Raw genomic sequence first — 18,996 nt, 5'->3', positions numbered from 1 at the left:
ATTTGAAGCAGTATAGAACAGGAATAAAAACTACAAAATGTTTAAATTGTAATGCAGGAAATACTGCTAATGTGAAAGAAACAAGAACAATTTGTCACGGATATGATAATTAATGGTTAAAACACAAGGCTGTTGTATGATATGTAAAAAAACAGAAGTCATGCAATAGCCTTGTGCTATATAGAAACATAGGGGGTAGCATAATGATGGGAAAAAGGTTGAAAGAAATTTTTGGTTTGATTCTGATTAACATCACATTAGTCAGTGGGAGCTTAAATGCAGAAACGGTATATGCAGATACGCAAGCCAAGATTGAAATTGAGAAAACGGAAATGCCATTAAAAATTTGTGTTGATGAAGAAAATAAAAAAACGGTACTTCAAATAGTGGCAGCCTGGAAGAAAATATATAAAAATAATGGAGTGGAATTAATGGTAATCCCATCAGGGCAAAAGGCTTCGGAAGAAAAAGTACAGGAGATCCAGAATGAAATTACGACAGGAGAAGGGCCGGATGTATTTTTGGCAGAGGGGCCGAATCCGACCTGGAGTGAGCAAAGAGCAGTTGTTTTTGAGGACCCCAAAAAAGAAATGTATCAGGGAACCTTTCTTTCGTTGAAACCATACATGAAATATTTTGATATAGATATTTTAGAAGAGAGGATTTTGTCTGCAGGTATGGCTAATGAGGAACAAATACTGCTTCCTATGACATACGATTATTTTCTATATGCATTTACAACACAGGATTTACCGGAAAACACAGAAATATCAAGAAACTGGCTGGAATTAGCCAGACAAAAAGAAAAAGCAATTCAACAGATTGTAGGGCAAAGAAGTGGGGTTCAATTTTTTGATACATTTAGTGAGGTAGTTGATTATAAGAAAAAAACACTTCTATATTCGGAAGAGCAGATAAAAAAAGTTTTGGATGAAACAGTAGCATTAAAAACAAGATCATTAGCTTTAAACTGGAAAATAAAAGATACAGGAGTAGTAAGTCTAAATGATTTGGAAGAACTTGGAGGTGAAAAAACAGTTCATACGGTATTTGCAATGCCGAATCAGGAAGGCGGATTCACTGCAAATGTTACACTTTATGCAGGAATTAATAAGAACACAAAGCAACCTTTAAAAGCAGTCTCCTTTTTACAAATGCTATACAGTGAAGAAGTTTTATCAGGAAAAGGAATAGAGTTAGAAGATAGAAGAGAGGCAAGCAATATAAGATTTCCGCAAGGGGTTTCTATTTACAAAAAGGAACTGGAAAAACGAATGCGGAGTCTTTCAAGACAAGATCAAAAACAAATCAAAACGATACAGGAAGAAGTAAAAACCGTTCGATTTTATTCGATATGGGACAGGGAACTTAATTCCTTACTATCTAAGTATGAGGCGCAGGAAGATGAAAAGCAAAAAGAGCATGTCTTTACAGAAACAATACAGAAATGGAAGGAAAAGATACAAAAATGACATAAAAAATCAGTTCTGTGGAGTGAGAGTTGCAAGAAACAGATTTTCCGGAATACTGTGGAACAGTCTGTAAATGAAATCGTTGTTCTATGATATTCAAGGGTGAGAGCTCAAAAAATAGGCTTTTCACCCTTGCTTTAGAGATCAGTTAATGATCTGCGCTGTTTAAATGCTAAGCAACATATATAAAGATGCATATCAAAGAGTATTATTTTTGACAGGAATTTGTCCAATACATGAGACAAAAAACAGTCCAAAAAGTGCAACAAAAAAGTCAAATCAGAACATTTCCTTTCCGCGCAGGATATGCTAAACTTTTTTTATAATGAGAAAAAAGGATGTACGAACAGGGGTTTTTACGTACGGTCCGGAAAGAGGAAACTTCATGAAAAAACAGTATTTCTGCAATCCATTAAACATGGATTACCGTTACCAGTTTATCGAGGATATGAGAAGCGGCGAGGACAAGATTTCCCGCGAGGCCGCCGATCCGTCGATGATTTTATTTCAGGGAAAATATTATATTTTTGCATCCATGACGTTGAGCGTCTGGGTTTCGGAGGATATGGTTCACTGGGAGAGCCACCGTCTGCCGGACAGCCTGCCGCTGTATGACTATGCGCCGGATGTGCGCGTGGTCGGCGATTACGTCTATTTCAGCGCATCCCGCCGCGGCACGATCTGTGATTTTTACCGCACAAAAGATATCCTGAACGGTCCGTTCGAGCGCATCCCGGGAACTTTCGATTTCTGGGATCCGAACCTGTTTCTCGATGATGATGGAAAACTCTATTTTTACTGGGGCTGCAACAACGTGACGCCGATCTGGGGCGTCGAGCTCGACAAAGAGACAATGGTGCCGAAGACCGAGCGGATCGAGCTGATTTACGGAAATCCGGAAAGAATCGGATATGAGCGTGTGGGAGAAAACCATTCCAAAATGCCGCTCAGCGAAGAGGAAGCTGTAGAAAAATTTAAAGAATTTCTGAAAGCACAGGGAAAACCGGTCGATGAACTGACGGAGGAGCAGATTGGATTTGCCAAAATCATGTTCAGCCAGAGACCATTCATCGAGGGCGCATGGATGACGAAGCATGACGGAACCTATTACCTCCAGTATGCCGGCCCGGGAACGGAATACAACGTTTACGGTGACGGTGTTTACGAGAGTGATTCCCCGCTTGGCCCGTTCCGTCTGGCAAAGAACAATCCATATTCCTATAAACCGGGCGGATTCCTGCGCGGTGCAGGCCACGGTTCGACGATGGAAGACCGCTATGGAAACTGGTGGCACACCGCGACGATGCAGATCAGCAAAAACCACGATATGGAGCGCCGCGTCGGCATTTGGCGGGCTGGCTTCGACAAAGATGGTGTCCTGTTCTGCAATCAGCAGTTCGGCGACTGGCCGATGGCGGTGGAGCAGGCAAAAGAAGACCCGTGGGCAGAACCGGAGTGGTATCTCTTAAGCTATCAGAAAGCAATGACGGCATCGTCCTCGGAAGAAGGCAGAGAACCGTCGTTTGCGACAGATGAAAATATCCAGACCTGGTGGCGCGCAGCCGGAAATCAGCCGGGTGAGTGGATTTCGATGGATCTTGGTGAGGTAAAAGATGTCCGCGCCGTACAGATCAATTTTGCAGATGACAAAATCGATGCACCTCTGCCGGGCGAGCGTCAGGGGGAACGATATATCGACCCGAGCCAGCATAAGACCAGATGGCTCCTTGAGGCATCCGCCGATGGCACGAACTATTTTGTATTAGAAGACAAATCCAACGCAGAGACAAACCTGCCGCATGATTTCGTTGTAAAAGAAGAAGGCGTACAGATCCGCTATCTGAAACTCACCGTCTTTGAAGTACCGTACAGCCAGAATCCATGCGTTTCCGGTCTCCGCGTCTTCGGCCTTGGAAACGGCGAAAAACCAACCGAGCCGCAGTACCAGGCAGAGCGCGTTGGAACAATGGATATGCGCATCACCATCGAGCCGCAGGCAGATGCCGTCGGATACAACGTCCTCTGGGGATTTGCGCCGGATAAACTGTATCACAGCTGCATGACCTTTACGGCAGAGCAGAACATCGGTGCACTGGTAGAAGGGGAGACGGTGTATGTGAGAGTGGATGCATTTAATGAGAATGGAATTACCGAAGGAACGAAAGTCATCAAATTATAAAAACGATTCGAACATGGGAAGAATCCTCAGCAGCTGAGAACTACTGAGGGTTCTTTTCGTCTCCATATAATAATACCGAGGCATAAAACACCCCGTTCACGCACCGGAACTGCGCTGTTCCGTGGTATCGTTCGGCTGTGCTCTGCACCGATGAGGTTCCCGTTCCAAAGCCTTCGTGTTTGGTGGAAAGAAAGCATCTGTCTCACCAACCCTGTCTCCAACCAAGACCCCAGACAGCCAGACCGGAAAAGACAATCCATCCACCGGCGACCAGACCTCCCCGGGAAAATGGATCTTCGGTGTAATCGCATCAGGCATTGGAATCGCGGCGGCATACAGGAAAAAGAAAGAAGATAAGCAGGAATCATAAACATAAAATACCGGAACAATGTCAAAAGAAAATGATATTGTTTTGGTATTTTCTTGATAAAGTTCGTGTGGAAGAATATACTATAACTATTAAACAGGAGAAGGAGGAGCAGCAGATTGGGAACCTATTTTAATCCGGATGGGGAAGCGTTTCGAAAGATGATTCAGTCCGAAATTTATGTTGATAAAACAGGGCTGCTGAATTACACGAACAGCGTTCTGAATACGATGCAGGGATACTTATGCATCAGCAGACCGCGTCGTTTTGGAAAATCAATGGCTGCCAATATGCTGGCTGCCTATTACAGTCGTGAGAGCAGGGCGGAGGAACTGTTTTCGGGGTTTAAAATTTCCGAAAGTCCAGATTTTCAGAAGTACGCCAATCAATATAACACGATATTTCTGAATATGCAGGATTTCCTGAGCCAGAGCGGGAATGTCACGGAGATGATTGCATTGCTGCAGAAAAGCGTTCTGTGGGAGCTGCTGGGCGAGTATCCGGATTTTCGATATTTTGACGAGACCAACCTGGCACGGACAATGCAGGATGTGTATCAGCAGACGAAAATACCGTATGTAATCATTATCGATGAATGGGACTGCGTGTTCCGGGAATTTAAAACAGACCGGGAAGCGCAGGAAAAATATCTGGATTTTCTGCGGAATCTGATGAAGGACAAGAGCTATATTCATCTGGCATATATGACAGGAATCCTGCCGATTAAAAAATATGGAACGCATTCTGCTTTAAACATGTTTGATGAATTCTCCATGATCAGCCCGGGACCGCTGGCGGAATATGTAGGGTTTACGGAAGCGGAAGTGAAACAGCTCTGCGAAAAGTATCAGATGGATCTGGAAGAAGTCAAAAATTGGTACGACGGATATTCTTTCGAACAAGTGCCGTCTGTTTACAGCCCGCGATCTGTCGTAAACTGCATGCGCTTCCGCAAAATCGAAAATTACTGGAATCAGACGGAAACATTTGAAGCACTGCAGGTCTATATTGATCTCAACTTCGATGGCCTGAAAGACGACGTACTGAGCATGATCGCCGGCGAAACCGTACCAGTCAATACCGGCAGCTTCACAAACGATATGACGACGTTTCGGACAGAAGATGATGTGTTTACACTGCTGATTCATCTTGGTTATCTGGGATATGACGAGAAAAATAAATGTGTTTTCATTCCGAATGCGGAAGTGCGGGCGGAATATATCAACGCAGTCTCAGTTTCAGATTGGGGTGAGATTTCAAAAGCACTTAAAAACTCAGCAGACACCCTGCAGGCAATCTGGCAAATACGCCCGGAGCAGGTAGCAGAAGGAATCAAAGAGGCACATTTTGAGACGTCAATGCTTCAGTATAATGATGAAAATGCATTAAGTTATACCGTTTCCCTTGCACTTTATGCCGCAAGAAATTTCTATCAGGTATACCGGGAACTGCCGGGCGGAAAAGGATTCGCCGATCTGGTCTTTGTCCCGAGAAAAAAATTCGCAGATAAACCAGCATTGGTTGTAGAACTGAAATGGGATAAATCAGCAGAAGGTGCGATTCAGCAGATCAAAAAAAAAGAATACTGCCGAAGCCTGGAAGAATACCAGGGAAATTTGCTGCTCGTGGCGGTTAATTATGATAAGGCTACGAAAGAGCATGAATGCAGGATAGAAAGATATCAAAAGTAGAATATTGGGAAATTATTGAAGCCCCAGAGTACACAAAAATAAGTGTCTATGGGGCTTCTGTCGTTTATTTCGCTTTCTTCATCTCAAACACCAGCGCAATCGGTGCTGAGCCTCTTCGGTATCCTGCCGGAACGGTGATGCAAAGTCCGCTTTCCACTTCTCTGAAAGCAACCGTTTCCCCATTCTCCACCATGCAGATATCCGAAATCTTCTCTTCTGTATACGGCACGAAAATCTCAGCCTCTACCGATTCCTGCACCGTCGGATACAGCCGGAATACATACACGGAGTCACCCTTCTGTGTGAACGAAAGGTTTCCGCTCTGGTACGGTGCGCAGATGCGGGTTCCGTAGATGGCGTCGCCGTATGTTTTCATCCACTGTCCAAAGCCGTTCAGGCTGTCCCAGGCGTCGACCGGGATACGGCCGTCTGGCTGCGGGCTGACGTTCAGTGCCATGTTTCCGCCTTTGGCAACGATGTTGACAAGCAGGCCGACAAGTTCACGTGGAGATTTGTAGTGATCGCCGTATTCGTACGTAAAGTCTACGCCGAGTGTCAGGCAGCTCTCCCACGGAACACCGAGCGGCTCTTCCGGAATGCAGAGCTCCGGGGTAACGTAGTTCTCATAAGCGCCGCCGATCGTACGGTCAACGGAGAGAACCCATGGCTGAATCTTACGCGCTTCGTCAACGATGTCGCCAAGATCAATATCCTGTCCGTTATGCTCGCACACCCAGCCGGCATCGAACCAGAGAATATCCAGCTTGCCGTAATTCTCGCAGAGCTCCAGCACCTGATTCTTTGTATATTCTTTAAAACGGTTCCACACTTCCGGGTACTCCTTCGGATCGTAGGATGGTCCGCGGGATGTCATGCCGTCTTTTCTAAGCTCCTCATTCCAGTAGTCCGGGCAGTGCCAGTCTGCTTTGGAAAAGTAAGCGCCGATGCCGATGCCTTTCTCACGGAATGCATCAAACATGGATTTCACGATATCCGCATTCTTGTGCTCATGGAACGGGCAGTCCTCTGCGGTTGTCTTATAATCGGTATATTTCGTATCCCAGAGGCAGAATCCGTCGTGATGCTTTGTGGTCAGAATCAGATAGCGGAACCCGCAGTCCTCTGCCATCTGTGCCCACTCCTCCGGCTGGAAGCGGACTGGGTTGAACGAACGGTTCAGATTAAAATACTGTTTTTTGAACGTTTCTCCGTCTGCCCAGTTTACCTGGTGGCGGGACCAGTCAGAATCCTTGTCACTTAATGCCCAGGAAGCAACCATACCCGGCTGGCAGTACAGACCGAAATGCATCATCAGTGCCAGTTTTTGGTCCTGGAACCACTCAAGCTGCTGCAGAATGGCCGGATCGGTCGGACGCACATACGTTTCAGCGGCGCTGTAGTTGTGAACACCCTGGGAAACAATTTCCTGTTCCGGATCAGCGGGTGCTTCATTGCTCCGGATATCAATGGTCGGTTCTGGTGTTCTGTTTTGATCTTCGTGTTCTAAGTTCTCTGTGCTCATAAGAGAGTCTCCTTCTCATCAAGATAAAATTCACACCAATACTCGAAAATACAGCCAGAACCCGTAAAGAACCGGTTTTGGCACTACAATTAAGAAAGAATCCTGCTTTATGGGATTCTTTGGCTGCAGCGGGTTGAAAAAGCGACATAATTCCTCGCTTCCGCAGTGCGATCCTGCCCGGAGGGCTTTTTTCTATAGAAAAAACCGCGGCGACCCGATGACGTGCAGGCGGCCGCGGATCGGACAGGAATCCTGTCCTCGAGATAGTGTGTGTACGGACTCCCGACACCGGGGTATCCGTCTGTGTTGTCTATAGAATACCATATAAATGTTAAAAAGTCACCCTTTAATTTTAAACAAAATGTTCATAAAAAATCGGTAAAAGTGAACAAAAAGGATCGTGGAAAAATCTGAAAAAATAACCCCCACGGGGGCTTGCAGGACGAATTTTAGCGTAGTAAAGTAAAAAAAGAAAAAAACAGAAAACGAAAAGGAGGAGAACATTATGCATATGGCTGATGCGCTGGTTGCGCTTGCAGTGGCTGCAACAATGTATGTCTGTTCCGGCGGAGCAGCTGGTTTTTCTGTAAAAAAAGTACGCCTGGAGAGCGACCCGAAAAAGATCCCAGTGATGGGAGTGATGGGTGCGTTTGTCTTTGCGGCGCAGATGATTAACTTTACAATTCCGGGCACAGGATCGAGTGGTCATCTCTGCGGAGGGATGATGCTGACTGCATTACTCGGACCGTACGCCGCATTTTTAACAATGATCGGTGTGCTGCTGATCCAGTGTCTGCTGTTTGCGGACGGCGGTCTTCTGGCGCTTGGGTGCAACATCTGGAATATGGCGTTTTATGGGTGCTTTCTCGGCTATTTCCTGTTCTGGTGTCCGATGATGAAAAAGGGAATGTCGCGCGGAAAGATTGTAGGTGCTTCCATCCTTGGGTGCGTGGTGACGCTGCAGCTTGGTGCTTTCAGTGTGGCGCTGGAAACACTTGCATCCGGTATTACGGATCTGCCGTTTTCTGTATTTGTGGCAACAATGCAGCCGATTCATCTCGCGATTGGTCTTGTAGAAGGCCTGATTACAGCGGCCGTTCTGCTGTTCGTCTATGAAGCGCGTCCGGAGATGCTTTCGTGCAGCGAAGAAAGGGCAAAGAGCCGCTTTTCTTTCAAGAAGACAATTGCGATTTTAGGCATCGCAGCACTGGTGATCGGCGGAGCTGTTTCTCTTGCGGCATCCTCCAATCCGGATGGACTTGAGTGGTCCATGGAGCGTCTGACTGGCTCGACGGAACTGGAAAACGACGGAACCGGCGCACATGCAACGGCGGAAGAAATTCAGGAAAAAACGGCACTTCTGCCGGACTATGGATTTAAAAATTCCGATTCCACATTTGGAACCAGCTTTTCCGGAATTGCGGGATCCGCAGTCGTTCTTGTTGTCTGTGTCGGTGCATGCTATGCATTCCGCTTCTTTAAAAAGAAAAAGTCATAAGCTGCACGGAACAGGAGAAAAATGAATAAACTTGGCAATGCATTATATGAAATTCATCATATGGACATGCTTGCGGCGAAAGACCAGTGGGTGAACAAAATTCATCCACTGGTTAAACTCGTTTTGACGATTGTTTTTCTGACCGTAACGATGTCCTTTCCAAAGTACGATCTGACCGGCCTGCTGCGCATGGGAATTTATCCGATTGTGCTCTTTATTGTCGGCGAAATTTCGTTAAGCGACAGCATCCGGCGGCTTCGGATTGTTCTGCCGCTTGTCTGCTTTGTGGGGCTGTTTAATCCGATTTTTGACCGTCAGGTAATCGGGTATATTGGTACCGTTCCGCTGACAGCAGGGATGCTTTCCATGGTGACGCTGATGATCAAAGGCATTTACAGCGTACTGGCGGCGTATCTTCTGATTGCGACAACATCCATCGAAAAAATCTGTTATGCACTGCGTCTGCTTCACATCCCTGCCATTCTGGTGACACAGGTGCTGCTGACGTACCGCTATGTTACAGTGCTTCTCGAGGAGGCAAACCGCATGACCCAGGCGTACAGTCTGCGCGCGCCGAATCAGAAGGGTGTTCAGTTCAAGGTATGGGGAACACTGGCCGGCCAGCTGCTTCTGCGCAGCATGGACCGCGCAAATGAGGTGTATGAAAGCATGACTTTGCGCGGCTATCGGGGAGAATTTTACTATACAGCGAAGGAGCCGTGCAAAGCGAAGGACTGGCTGTATCTGGGTGTGTGGCTTGCACTTTTTGCCGTGCTGAAGGTAACGGGATGAAATGCTATGTGGGGAGACATCTATTTGCAACGAGTCGGAAGATGTAGAAAAGCAACCCGGTGCAGTGGCCTGCATGCGGAAGAGGAAAGAATTGTCGGGAGATATCAAAAATGAGCCATATTCACATCAATTTTGAACATGTTAATTATTCTTACGAAAAAACAGTCCCGATTCTGCAGGATATCACATTTACTGCACACGAGAATGACAGCATCGGGCTGATTGGAGCGAATGGTGTCGGGAAATCCACGCTGCTGAAATTGCTGGTCGGGCTGAATCCGGATTACGAAGGCAGTATCCGTGTAGAGGAGATGCCGGTTGTAAAGGAGATGCTTCCGAAGGTGCGCGAGAAAATAGGCTACGTCTTTCAGGATTCGGACAGTCAGCTGTTTATGTCGACGGTATTCGAGGACGTGGCATTTGCACCACGCAATTACGGACTGCTGGAAACAGAAGTGGAACAGCGTGTCAGCCATGCATTGGAACAGATTCATATCGGGCATTTACGGGATAAGCAGATTTATAAGCTGTCGGGCGGTGAGAAAAAGATGGCATCGATCGCCACGATCCTCGCAATGACACCGGATATCATTCTGATGGATGAACCATCGATTGCACTCGATCCAAAAAACCGTAGAACGTTAATTCATATACTGAACGATTTTGAACATCTGAAAATCATCGCATCGCATGATCTTGATATGATTCTGGAAACCTGCAATCGCGTGATTCTGATGGCCGGTGGACGGATTGTCTGCGACGGGGATACGAAAGAAATATTGACAAACAAAGAGCTTCTTGAGGCAAACGGACTGGAACTGCCGTTCTGCCTGCAGAAGCCGGTGTGGTAGAAAAGGCCGAAAAAAACAAAAGAAAACAACACCCGGGGATATCTGAAATCAAAAAATCAGATATTCCCGGTTGTTGTTTTTAAAAAGAATCCGAAGGTCGAATCGGGATTCGGATTTCTGTTACAAATTTTTCTGGATCGCTTGTCATTCCGTTGTCAATTAAGGTGATTTCCTGCGATCGTCTGTCATAAAGATATCTCCAAAGAAAATTTATACAGCAGTACGAATCGGTTTCTTCTTTAAGTACCGAAACACCAGCAGGCAGAGGATAATAGAGGTCAGAGATCCACATGCCGTTGTAATGCCCATCGGGAACAGCGTGTCCGGGAACCAGATGGAAGTCAGATACACACCGGGGATTCTAACAAGCAGAATGGCAATGATATTGTGCAGGAAGGAAAATTCCGACCGTCCGCAGGCACAGAAATAGCCGCTGAAGGTGAAGTGGACTCCAGCAAAAATGCAGTCCCAGATATAACCGCGGATATACTGACCGCCGAGGCGTGCAACCTCCGCATCTGTTGTGAAAAGACCGACCACAGGAACGGAAATAAACTGAATCGTAATAGCGACGATCAGTCCGAAAACGACAGCAATCAGTGCAGCACACCACATGGTCTGTTCGGCACGCTTCTGCTTTCCAGCACCGATGTTCTGCGCGCCGAGCGCCGAAACAGTGGAAAGCATGGAAGATGGAATCAGGAACAGGAAGCTGATGATTTTCTCTACAATACCGACTGCAGCCGCTGCTTCCAGACCGCGCCGGTTAGCGATGATGGTAATGATGATAAAGGCGATCTGAATAAAACCATCCTGCAGGGCGATCGGAACACCGATTTTAAGAATCTGTCCCATCACAGCTGTCTGAGGGGAGAGATCCGACCGGGTAAGACGGATGCCAGTATCACGTTTGCGGATCGCAATCAGTGCCAGAATGACGCTGAGTGTCTGGGAAAGCGTGGTTCCAAGCGCGGCACCGGATGGACCAAGATGCAGGGCGCCCATAAAGAGATAGTCGAGTGCGATATTGGCCGCACATGCGACTGCGATGAAGTACATCGGGCTTTTCGAATCACCAAGTCCACGGAAGATGGAACTGATGATATTATACGCGGTGATGAATGGAATACCAATGAAACAGATCGTCAGATAAGCGACGGTGCCGGAAACGGCTTCGGATGGTGTGGACATCACAAGTACGATCGGCTTTACCAGAAGAAGCAGGATTACCATCAGCACGACGGAAACACCGAGAAATAAAGTGATGGTATTTCCTGTGCAGCGTGATGCCTGCTTTTTATCTTTTGCGCCGACGGCCTGCGCGATGCTGACAGTCGTTCCCATGGCAAGTCCCACGATGATAACGGTAATCATATGCATAACCTGACTGCCGATGGAAACGGCTGTTGTACCGGCCGCACCGTCAAACTGACCGATGATGAAAAGATCTGCCATGCCGTAGAGCGTCTGCAGAAAATACGATAAGAGATAAGGCAGCGAAAAATAGAAAATATTTTTCCAGATACTGCCGGTTGTTAAGTTTCGTTCCATGATAGGGAAACCTCCTGTTGTAGAATGTTACGATTATAGTAAACCCTACAATAATTATAGAGTCAAGAATATAATTTTCTGCACTTTATAAAAATACTTTAGATTTATAAGTTCGAACGTTTTCCGTGTACACTCCTTGACAAATGTTCAAAAAAGAACTATTATACAAAAAAGTTCAAAATAGAACAAATAAGAATATCAAGTTAAAAAAGAAGGTGAAAAAGTATGTTTGATGAACAATGGCAATTTGCAGTGGAGGTAGAACGAAAATACAACCAGTACCGAAAAAAGGTCATGGTGCGTTATGATCTGTCAGCTGCGGAAGTGGATGTTCTGCTGTTTCTTGCGAATAACAGCCAGTTTGATCTTGCAGTGGATATTGTGCGTGTGCGGAAAATGCAGAAATCGCATGTTTCACTGGCAGTGAACAAGCTGTGTGAAAAAGGATACATTCAAAAAGAAACAGATGCGGCGGATCGCAAGAAAGTGCATTTGAAGCTAGAAGAAAGTGCATCAGAAATTATCCGCTTTGGACAGGATTGCCAGAGAGCGTTTGGAGAATCGTTGTTTTCCGGAATTTCCAGAGAAGACAGGGAAGAATTTCTCAGATTATGCGAGCTGATTCGGAGGAACGTGACGGAAAAATAAAAACGCTGAAAGCCAGAGAGAAGAACATAATAGAAAAATAAGACAAAACAAAAACAGAAAGAGGAGGAAAACAGTCATCTGCCCCTAAATGGCAAAGTACAGGAAAAGTGCAACGGATCTAAGCGGATGACAGAAAAACTATGACAATAACACAACTTATCGTATGTATTGTGGCTGGTCTTGGCGCCGGCCTTGGCACGGGACTTGCGGGACTCTCCGCAGCGGCCGTTGTTTCACCGATGCTGATTACCTTTTTACACATGCCGGCTTATCAGGCGATTGGCATTGCGCTGGCATCGGATGTGCTGGCATCAGGAGTAAGTGCCTGGACTTATAAAAAGAATAAAAACATTGATATCCGCCACGGCGTGATTATGCTGATATCTGTTCTGATTTTTACACTGGTCGGCAGCTTCGTATCTTCGCTTGTGCCAAATGGAACCATGGGCGGATTTTCGAAAGTGATGACACTGTTTGTCGGACTGAAATTTATCATCCGTCCGATCATGACGACGAAAGAAGTACAGGCAAACAAATCAGAAAAACAGAAAATCCAGCAGTCGATTCTCTGCGGTGTTGTGATTGGATTTATCTGTGGATTTGTCGGAGCAGGCGGTGGCATGATGCTGCTTCTGGTGCTGACAAGCGTGCTCGGATATGAGCTGAAAACAGCAGTTGGAACGAGCGTCTTTATTATGACCTTTACAGCTCTGACCGGTGCAATCTCTCATTTTTATATCGGCGGCGCGCCGGACATTCCAATTCTGATTGCCTGTGTCATCAGTACCCTGGTCTTTGCACAGATTGGAGCGAAATGGGCCAACGGGGCAAATGTGAAAATGTTGAACCGCGTGACGGGAATTTTGCTTTGTGCGCTGGGAGTGGTGATGTTGTTTTTCTAACTACGTCAGAAAGTGTTTGATAAGAACAGCGTGTATCTCCCCACAAAAAAGATAGGTAAGAACAATCCCAAGGCTGCCGAAATCGAAGCAGATAACACCGCAAGGCAGGAATGGAACAGAACAGCGGATTTGGCTCTCATATCGGGCATTGAAGAAGCAAAGATACTGGAAATCAAGCAGACCGAAATCCACGACAAAGCCGGTCAGTCCATCCGTGAAAACGGTTGGCTTCCAAACCTGTTCCGAGGTATCGTAGGCAAGGCAAAGGAATTTCTGCAAGCCATCATCCGTGAAAAGGATATGCCACCCAAGCCAGTCCTCAATATGGATATGGACGAGTTCCGCACAATGCAGACCCTTATGCTAAAGGTACAGAAACAGGCGAAAGCAATCAAGAAGATACAGGAGGTCACACTCCCGAATCTGCGACAGCAGCTTGCGGAAACAACGGGTATTTTCAAGGGTAAGGAACGAAAAGCTCTGGAAAAACAGATACAGCAGATCGAAGCCGAACTTGATGAAAAACTGGATAAACTCCCCGATATTCTGACCGATGACGGTTATCCTGATGTACAGGCATTTATGAAAACTTACCGCAAAGCAGAGGCTATTGTGACACAGTATAACCAAGACCTTGCAGAATGGGAGCAGGCAGTTAAGAACGGACAGAAACCTGCCGAGAAACAGCACAGACCGCCCGAAAGACAAAGTGTGCGAAACAGGCTCAGACAGCTTCAGGAAGAGGGGAAACAGAACTCTCAGCCGAAGCAGAGAAAGAAATCCCAAGACAGGGACAGATAATCACGACATAGGAAACATCACCGCAGGGCGACCTGCCTTGCGGTCTTACATATATTTTGACAGTAGAACACCCTGCAAGATTTTTACATTTTGCAGGGTGTTTGATAAATACATATAAAAGTTTTCAATAAACACGTATTACTATATCAATATTTTTTGGATAATGTGTAGGTATAGTAGGTGTCAATAATCAAAAGAATTGCTACGATGCCCATTGTCCACCAGAAACAAGAAAAGCCTTTCGTTAAAAAGCATACTATGATTATAATAACCCCGCCTACAATAAATGAAATACCGCCAAAGCGTTGGCTTTTTTTCCACGTTGTTTCATTTTTCATACTCCATACTGTTCTCAGTCCTGCGATTGAGTTCATTCGTAGTTTTGGCATAATATTGCCTAATATAATCATTGCAACACCAAGCAGTCCAAATAAAAGTTGATTAATATCAAGTGCAATTGAAGAAAGATTTTCAATCGAATTGAAATCAGCATACAAGAAATAACCTGTCATAGCGTTAAAAAGTGTAAGAGATACAATTCCTGCCACAATACATACATTTTCGTTGTTACTCCCATTTTCTTCTTGTTTTGAAGAGAATTTAGCCATACCAAGCATAAAGTAGCCAAATAAAACTGTGATCACAGGGAAAATTAATGTTTCGTATTTACTGCCCCAACGTGTTACTTGATTATTAAAATCATAATGAGCTGGAATTCGCTCTGGTAAGAAATGTAAGGCAATCAAAACAACTATCAATGGCAAAAACATAAGACTATAAAAAATGATTTTTTTCTTTTTCATTGTTGACCTCCACGTAATTTACTTATCCACATAATTGTTTCATCAAGGATAGACAAATTTAATTCATAGTAAATAAAATTTTTATATCGAGTTTCGTAAATCAAGTCTGCCTTTTTTAGCTTTGATAAATGATAGGACAATGCCTGTGGTGTCATATCCAATGCGATAGCTAAATCGCCTGAGCTTATTTTTCCTTCCTGTAACTTTAGCAGAATTTTTCGACGAGTATCGTCTGCTAAAGCAGCTAACACTTCATTTATAGCCAATCTTCCACGCCCTAATCTATTTCAAATAATTTTTAAATAGATTATATCAGTTTAGCATTTGTTTTTCAATGGCTATTTCAAAATATTTTTAAATAGCAAAACAAGAAATACCGTCAATGGTCTTGATGAACAGTGCAAACACTGCCATTGACGGTATTTCTTTATTTTGCTTATGAGCAGACAAGGGCAGTAAGCCAAAAGCTGGCTTACCGCCCTAATTCTTACTATGCGTAGATAATCTCGTTGTAAATGATTTCTCTAACTCTGGACTGAATTTCATTCATTTTCTGCACCCACAACATAGCATTGTCGGCTTTCAGTTGTTCGGTAACATTTTCCTGCTCTGCAATTTGCTTTGTCAGCAGGAGCAAGCGTTCCTGTGCCTGTTTGTCAATGTCGGCAAGGTAAGAGTTCAATGTACCCTCAATAAGCATTGTAGTGTAAAGGAGGTGTTTATGTTCCTTTAGGTACTGCTTGTGGCGTTGTCCCCACAGTCCGATAGGCTGCGTTTCTTCTTCGGAAAGTATCAGACAAGGGATATAATAATCGTCCTGCAATTCATACCATTGACTTTGAACCGGAACCACGCCCCAATCAGGGTGGAACGATTGGGATTGATGTTGGAATCAAAACATTCTATTCTGACAGTAACGGAAATACCGTATCGAATCCAAAATATCTGGAACGCGCGATGCAAAAACTTGTAAGAGAACAGCGCAGACTTTCCCGAAAACAGAAAGATTCCCATAACCGCAATAAGCAGCGGATCCGGGTTGCCCGGGTACATGAGAAAGTAACGGATCAAAGGAATGATTTCCTGCAGAAGCAGTCAACGATGCTGGTGCGTGAAAACCAAACCATCTGCATCGAAGACCTGCATGTGAAGGGAATGATCCGGAATCATAAACTGGCAAAATCCATAGCCAGTGTTTCGTGGGCAAAGTTTTTTGAAATGCTGGAATACAAAGCTGCCTGGTATGGAAATGAAATCCGCAGAGTGCCAACCATGTATCCGAGCAGCCAGACCTGCAGTGCATGCGGATATCAGAATCCGCTGGTGAAAAATCTGCACATTCGTATCTGGGAGTGTCCAATCTGTCATGCAGTTCATGACCGGGATACGAATGCAGGCATCAATATTTTAAAGAAAGGACTGCAGGTGCAGTCTGCATGAAGATAAAAAACTGTACCGCAGGGCATGCGGGAACAGGATAAATATAGCTTGTGGACACTGTGTAAGACATTGCAGTACCGTAAGGTATTTGCCAATGCAGTAGTGGAAGAAACAAGAATCCCCCTGCTTTAGCTGTGGGAAGTGTCAAAAAACTATAGATTTTACGCAGATAATCCCAAAATCAGAAAATGGTGTACAACTGGATGAAAAATAAATCAGGATCTCATCGCCCCATCCACAGAAAGAATTTCTCCGGTTACATACGAAGCCATATCGCTTGCCAGGAAGAGGAAAGCGTTTGCAATGTCTTCTGCCTCACCAATTCTTCGAAGAGGAATGCGGTTGATGAGTGGATCGATCATTTCTTTTGGAAGTGCGGCAACCATATCGGTACGGGTGATGCCAGGCGCAACCGCGTTTACACGGATATGGAAAGGACCAAGTTCCCGTGCGAGGGACCAGGTCAGACCGTTGACCGCATATTTACTGGATGGATAGGCAACGCCGCCCGGCTGGCCGCAGATGCTGACCATTGAGCTGGTATTTAAAATACAGCCGCCGCCCTGTTCTTTCATAATAGCAACGGTTGGAAGGATGCCGTTCATCATGGCGTTGACATTTAGATCCATGACACTGGCAAAGCGCTCTGCGGTATACTTGTCAATTGGTGTACTGTCTGAGACACCGGCGTTGTTCACAAGAATATCGATTTTGCCGTATTTTTCTTTGACTTTGTTGATCTCATCTACCATGGCAGCTGCATCGGTCAGCTTTGGCCATGCACCGGAAACTTCCCAGTCCGGGTTTTCTTCTTTTAAAGATGCAACCGCTTTTGCAACGGTCTCTTCCCGGGATCCGAACAGGACGACTTTCGCGCCGTTCTGCAGAAATTTGTGCACAATGGCATAGCCGATTCCTCTGGTTCCGCCGGTAACAATTGCAACTTTATCTTTTAACATCATACCATTCACCCGATCCCGTTTTTTTTATATCAATGAAAACTGATTATGCAGGCTGTAGTTTTTATTTTTTTAACGATTCGGAGAAAAATGAATTTTGCATGAAAAATCATTTGACTCTGAATGACGATTCGTTTTGGAGAATACAAAAAACGGGATATTTCCTTTCTCTTAAATTTTGTTGCAAATCTTTTCCTTTATTATACGGGATATCGTTGGTGGACAGTCAATGCAAATTTTTTCAGAAATAAACAGCATTCTTTTCTCAAAAGCAGAAGATTTCTATGGAAAAAGAGAATTGTTACGTGGCTTTTTGAGGGAAAACAGGATATAATAGGAAACAAAAGTATACACCAGGTGTATGCTTTTATAAAATCAAAACGAAAAAAGCGGAAAAACAGAAAGAAAAAGAGTGAAAAAAAAGAGAAACAGTCAGAATGCGGGGGAATGACTGGACAAAAGGAAAAACGGGGTGCAACAATGAGAATTCAGGAAGTAATCAAAAAAACAGGATTGTCCAGGAGGACGGTTTATTATTATATCGATCAGAAGATGATCTCGCCTGTTGTTGATGAACATAACGGTTACCATGATTTTTCAGAAGCAGATATTCAAAAACTTTTTATCATCCGCAAGCTGCGCGAGGCAGGACTTTCACTGGCGGATATCCGCGCGATTCTTCACAAGCCGCGCACAACACCATTTTATCTGCATAAACAGCTGAATGCACTCCAGTCGCAGATGCTTACCATTCAGCAGACGATCAGCGAAATGGATCGTCTGAGCGGACAGCTTCCTGTGTGCCAGTCGCTTGAACAGCTTGCGGGGATGCTTGCAGATACCGATTTTTGCCCGGAGGATCCTACCCGGAATCAGATGGAATCCCGGGATGCCCGGCTGCTGGCACAGTATTTGTGGATGGCATATCTGGATACGCCGGTTACGGAATATCAGCAGTTTTTGTGGCAGAAAATCACACAGCATACGATTGAGCACGCAGGTACGGATTTGAAAATGATGTCCCGTTATTTACAGTACATTTCTCCGGAGCAGATTGATGCGACGAATATCAACCAGTATCTGCGCAATCAGAAAATTATCTCTCTGACGGAGGAAGATTATCCGGGTTTTATGGAAGAGCTGAAAGTTTCTTTGCTTGCGTTTGCGGTAGATCCAGTACAGCAGGAAAAATGGCGTCTTCTTTATCAGCCGGTGATCCATCCGACGGCGTTGTTCTGTGTATCCGTGAGCGGATGGATGCGGGAATTTCATCCGGCATACCGCCGCTATTATGAAAACACGCACACCTGCTGCCGGATGCTGAAAGATTTTATGGACAGTGATGAGGGAGCAGCGCTGAATGCGACACTGCGGGAGGCGTTCCAGGGAAATTGTGATGTGCGTACAGGATATTACGGAGAACTGGAAGTGGCGGCAACATTCCATAAAAGTATTTATGCATTGCTGCCGCCAGAGAAGATCCGAAAATTTCTGGAAGAAAATTCAGATGAAAAATGATC

At 45.1% G+C, this 18,996-nt stretch carries 18 protein-coding genes; 12 read left to right on the top strand and 6 right to left on the bottom strand.

The genetic code is table 11. From position 1 onward, the window contains the following. Window positions 1-203: 203 nt before the first annotated feature. The 4 genes from DWZ44_RS06915 to DWZ44_RS06895 all read left to right on the top strand — a co-directional run bounded on the left by DWZ44_RS06915 (window position 204) and on the right by DWZ44_RS06895 (window position 5,709). Entirely contained in the window at window positions 204-1,472 is a 1,269-nt protein-coding gene (locus DWZ44_RS06915) for an extracellular solute-binding protein (RefSeq protein ID WP_117804480.1), read from the top strand. 385 nt (window positions 1,473-1,857) lie between these two features. Beyond that, window positions 1,858-3,651 carry a family 43 glycosylhydrolase gene (locus tag DWZ44_RS06910; protein ID WP_117804479.1) on the top strand — a complete coding sequence of 598 codons (1,794 nt, stop codon included), beginning with the start codon at window positions 1,858-1,860 and terminating at the stop codon, window positions 3,649-3,651. 175 nt (window positions 3,652-3,826) lie between these two features. Beyond that, on the top strand, window positions 3,827-4,021 hold the full coding sequence (locus DWZ44_RS06900; RefSeq protein ID WP_117804477.1) for an LPXTG cell wall anchor domain-containing protein: 195 nt from the start codon (window positions 3,827-3,829) through the stop codon (window positions 4,019-4,021). Window positions 4,022-4,137: 116 nt separating this feature from the next. Further along, window positions 4,138-5,709, top strand: coding sequence for an AAA family ATPase (locus DWZ44_RS06895; RefSeq protein WP_117804476.1), 1,572 nt, complete (start codon window positions 4,138-4,140; stop codon window positions 5,707-5,709). Between the two features lie 64 nt (window positions 5,710-5,773). Here the strand turns inward: DWZ44_RS06895 and DWZ44_RS06890 are convergent, their stop codons facing one another. Then, window positions 5,774-7,231 (bottom strand): alpha-L-fucosidase, encoded by a 1,458-nt coding sequence (locus DWZ44_RS06890; RefSeq protein WP_117804475.1) that lies wholly within the window; start codon window positions 7,229-7,231, stop codon window positions 5,774-5,776. 505 nt (window positions 7,232-7,736) lie between these two features. Here DWZ44_RS06890 and DWZ44_RS06885 point away from each other — a divergent pair. The 3 genes from DWZ44_RS06885 (at window position 7,737) to DWZ44_RS06875 (ending at window position 10,372) form a co-directional block, all read left to right on the top strand. Beyond that, window positions 7,737-8,729: an energy-coupling factor ABC transporter permease gene (locus DWZ44_RS06885; RefSeq protein ID WP_117804474.1), complete on the top strand. Its 993-nt coding sequence runs from the start codon at window positions 7,737-7,739 to the stop codon at window positions 8,727-8,729. A gap of 21 nt (window positions 8,730-8,750) precedes the next feature. Further along, a complete protein-coding gene (cbiQ, locus tag DWZ44_RS06880; protein ID WP_117804473.1) occupies window positions 8,751-9,521 on the top strand; it encodes a cobalt ECF transporter T component CbiQ in 771 nt (256 codons plus the stop codon). A 110-nt stretch (window positions 9,522-9,631) separates the two neighbouring features. Continuing rightward, window positions 9,632-10,372, top strand: coding sequence for an energy-coupling factor ABC transporter ATP-binding protein (locus DWZ44_RS06875; RefSeq protein WP_117804472.1), 741 nt, complete (start codon window positions 9,632-9,634; stop codon window positions 10,370-10,372). 210 nt (window positions 10,373-10,582) lie between these two features. Here DWZ44_RS06875 and DWZ44_RS06870 read toward each other — a convergent pair whose 3' ends face one another. Continuing rightward, window positions 10,583-11,923: an MATE family efflux transporter gene (locus DWZ44_RS06870; protein ID WP_117804471.1), complete on the bottom strand. Its 1,341-nt coding sequence runs from the start codon at window positions 11,921-11,923 to the stop codon at window positions 10,583-10,585. Between the two features lie 225 nt (window positions 11,924-12,148). Between DWZ44_RS06870 and DWZ44_RS06865 the strand changes: the two genes are divergently transcribed. From DWZ44_RS06865 to DWZ44_RS06855, 3 genes are all read left to right on the top strand, one after another. Beyond that, entirely contained in the window at window positions 12,149-12,571 is a 423-nt protein-coding gene (locus tag DWZ44_RS06865; RefSeq protein WP_055226165.1) for a MarR family winged helix-turn-helix transcriptional regulator, read from the top strand. A gap of 140 nt (window positions 12,572-12,711) precedes the next feature. Next, window positions 12,712-13,473 (top strand): sulfite exporter TauE/SafE family protein, encoded by a 762-nt coding sequence (locus DWZ44_RS06860; protein ID WP_055226166.1) that lies wholly within the window; start codon window positions 12,712-12,714, stop codon window positions 13,471-13,473. Between the two features lie 129 nt (window positions 13,474-13,602). Continuing rightward, the gene (locus DWZ44_RS06855; RefSeq protein WP_227093800.1) at window positions 13,603-14,274 is read left to right on the top strand and encodes a hypothetical protein; all 672 of its coding nucleotides are present in this window, start codon (window positions 13,603-13,605) and stop codon (window positions 14,272-14,274) included. Between the two features lie 146 nt (window positions 14,275-14,420). Here the strand turns inward: DWZ44_RS06855 and DWZ44_RS06850 are convergent, their stop codons facing one another. The 3 genes from DWZ44_RS06850 to DWZ44_RS06840 all read right to left on the bottom strand — a co-directional run bounded on the left by DWZ44_RS06850 (window position 14,421) and on the right by DWZ44_RS06840 (window position 15,930). Further along, a complete protein-coding gene (locus DWZ44_RS06850; RefSeq protein ID WP_117804470.1) occupies window positions 14,421-15,077 on the bottom strand; it encodes a DUF1648 domain-containing protein in 657 nt (218 codons plus the stop codon). Next, window positions 15,074-15,343 (bottom strand): metalloregulator ArsR/SmtB family transcription factor, encoded by a 270-nt coding sequence (locus tag DWZ44_RS06845; protein ID WP_055226169.1) that lies wholly within the window; start codon window positions 15,341-15,343, stop codon window positions 15,074-15,076. The genes DWZ44_RS06850 and DWZ44_RS06845 overlap by 4 nt, the downstream gene beginning before the upstream one ends. Window positions 15,344-15,567: 224 nt before the next feature. After that, window positions 15,568-15,930, bottom strand: coding sequence for a TnpV protein (locus DWZ44_RS06840; protein ID WP_055226171.1), 363 nt, complete (start codon window positions 15,928-15,930; stop codon window positions 15,568-15,570). Between DWZ44_RS06840 and DWZ44_RS06835 the strand changes: the two genes are divergently transcribed. Further along, a complete protein-coding gene (locus DWZ44_RS06835) occupies window positions 15,900-16,517 on the top strand; it encodes an RNA-guided endonuclease TnpB family protein (RefSeq protein ID WP_330411409.1) in 618 nt (205 codons plus the stop codon). The genes DWZ44_RS06840 and DWZ44_RS06835 overlap by 31 nt on opposite strands. A 215-nt stretch (window positions 16,518-16,732) precedes the next feature. Here the strand turns inward: DWZ44_RS06835 and DWZ44_RS06830 are convergent, their stop codons facing one another. After that, a complete protein-coding gene (locus DWZ44_RS06830) occupies window positions 16,733-17,479 on the bottom strand; it encodes an SDR family NAD(P)-dependent oxidoreductase (protein WP_199596439.1) in 747 nt (248 codons plus the stop codon). A 477-nt stretch (window positions 17,480-17,956) separates the two neighbouring features. On the opposite strand from DWZ44_RS06830, the gene DWZ44_RS06825 reads away from it, so the two are divergent. Then, the gene (locus tag DWZ44_RS06825; protein WP_158555007.1) at window positions 17,957-18,994 is read left to right on the top strand and encodes a helix-turn-helix domain-containing protein; all 1,038 of its coding nucleotides are present in this window, start codon (window positions 17,957-17,959) and stop codon (window positions 18,992-18,994) included. The last annotated feature ends 2 nt before the right edge of the window (window positions 18,995-18,996 follow it).

Source organism: Blautia sp. AF32-4BH (assembly GCF_003460565.1).
Taxonomy (GTDB): Bacteria; Bacillota; Clostridia; order Lachnospirales; family Lachnospiraceae; genus Fusicatenibacter; species Fusicatenibacter saccharivorans.
The sequence above is the reverse complement of the archived record's forward strand: the minus strand, read 5'-3'. Positions and strand labels throughout refer to the sequence as shown.

Coding starts and splice junctions, on each gene's coding strand:
- DWZ44_RS06870 (WP_117804471.1), bottom strand. CDS start 11,923: ATGGAACGAAACTTAACAACCGGCAGTATCTGGAAAAATATTTTCTAT.
- DWZ44_RS06865 (WP_055226165.1), top strand. CDS start 12,149: ATGTTTGATGAACAATGGCAATTTGCAGTGGAGGTAGAACGAAAATAC.
- DWZ44_RS06875 (WP_117804472.1), top strand. CDS start 9,632: ATGAGCCATATTCACATCAATTTTGAACATGTTAATTATTCTTACGAA.
- DWZ44_RS06910 (WP_117804479.1), top strand. CDS start 1,858: ATGAAAAAACAGTATTTCTGCAATCCATTAAACATGGATTACCGTTAC.
- DWZ44_RS06915 (WP_117804480.1), top strand. CDS start 204: ATGATGGGAAAAAGGTTGAAAGAAATTTTTGGTTTGATTCTGATTAAC.
- DWZ44_RS06885 (WP_117804474.1), top strand. CDS start 7,737: ATGCATATGGCTGATGCGCTGGTTGCGCTTGCAGTGGCTGCAACAATG.
- DWZ44_RS06860 (WP_055226166.1), top strand. CDS start 12,712: ATGACAATAACACAACTTATCGTATGTATTGTGGCTGGTCTTGGCGCC.
- DWZ44_RS06830 (WP_199596439.1), bottom strand. CDS start 17,479: ATGATGTTAAAAGATAAAGTTGCAATTGTTACCGGCGGAACCAGAGGA.
- DWZ44_RS06890 (WP_117804475.1), bottom strand. CDS start 7,231: ATGAGCACAGAGAACTTAGAACACGAAGATCAAAACAGAACACCAGAA.
- cbiQ (WP_117804473.1), top strand. CDS start 8,751: ATGAATAAACTTGGCAATGCATTATATGAAATTCATCATATGGACATG.
- DWZ44_RS06850 (WP_117804470.1), bottom strand. CDS start 15,077: ATGAAAAAGAAAAAAATCATTTTTTATAGTCTTATGTTTTTGCCATTG.
- DWZ44_RS06825 (WP_158555007.1), top strand. CDS start 17,957: ATGAGAATTCAGGAAGTAATCAAAAAAACAGGATTGTCCAGGAGGACG.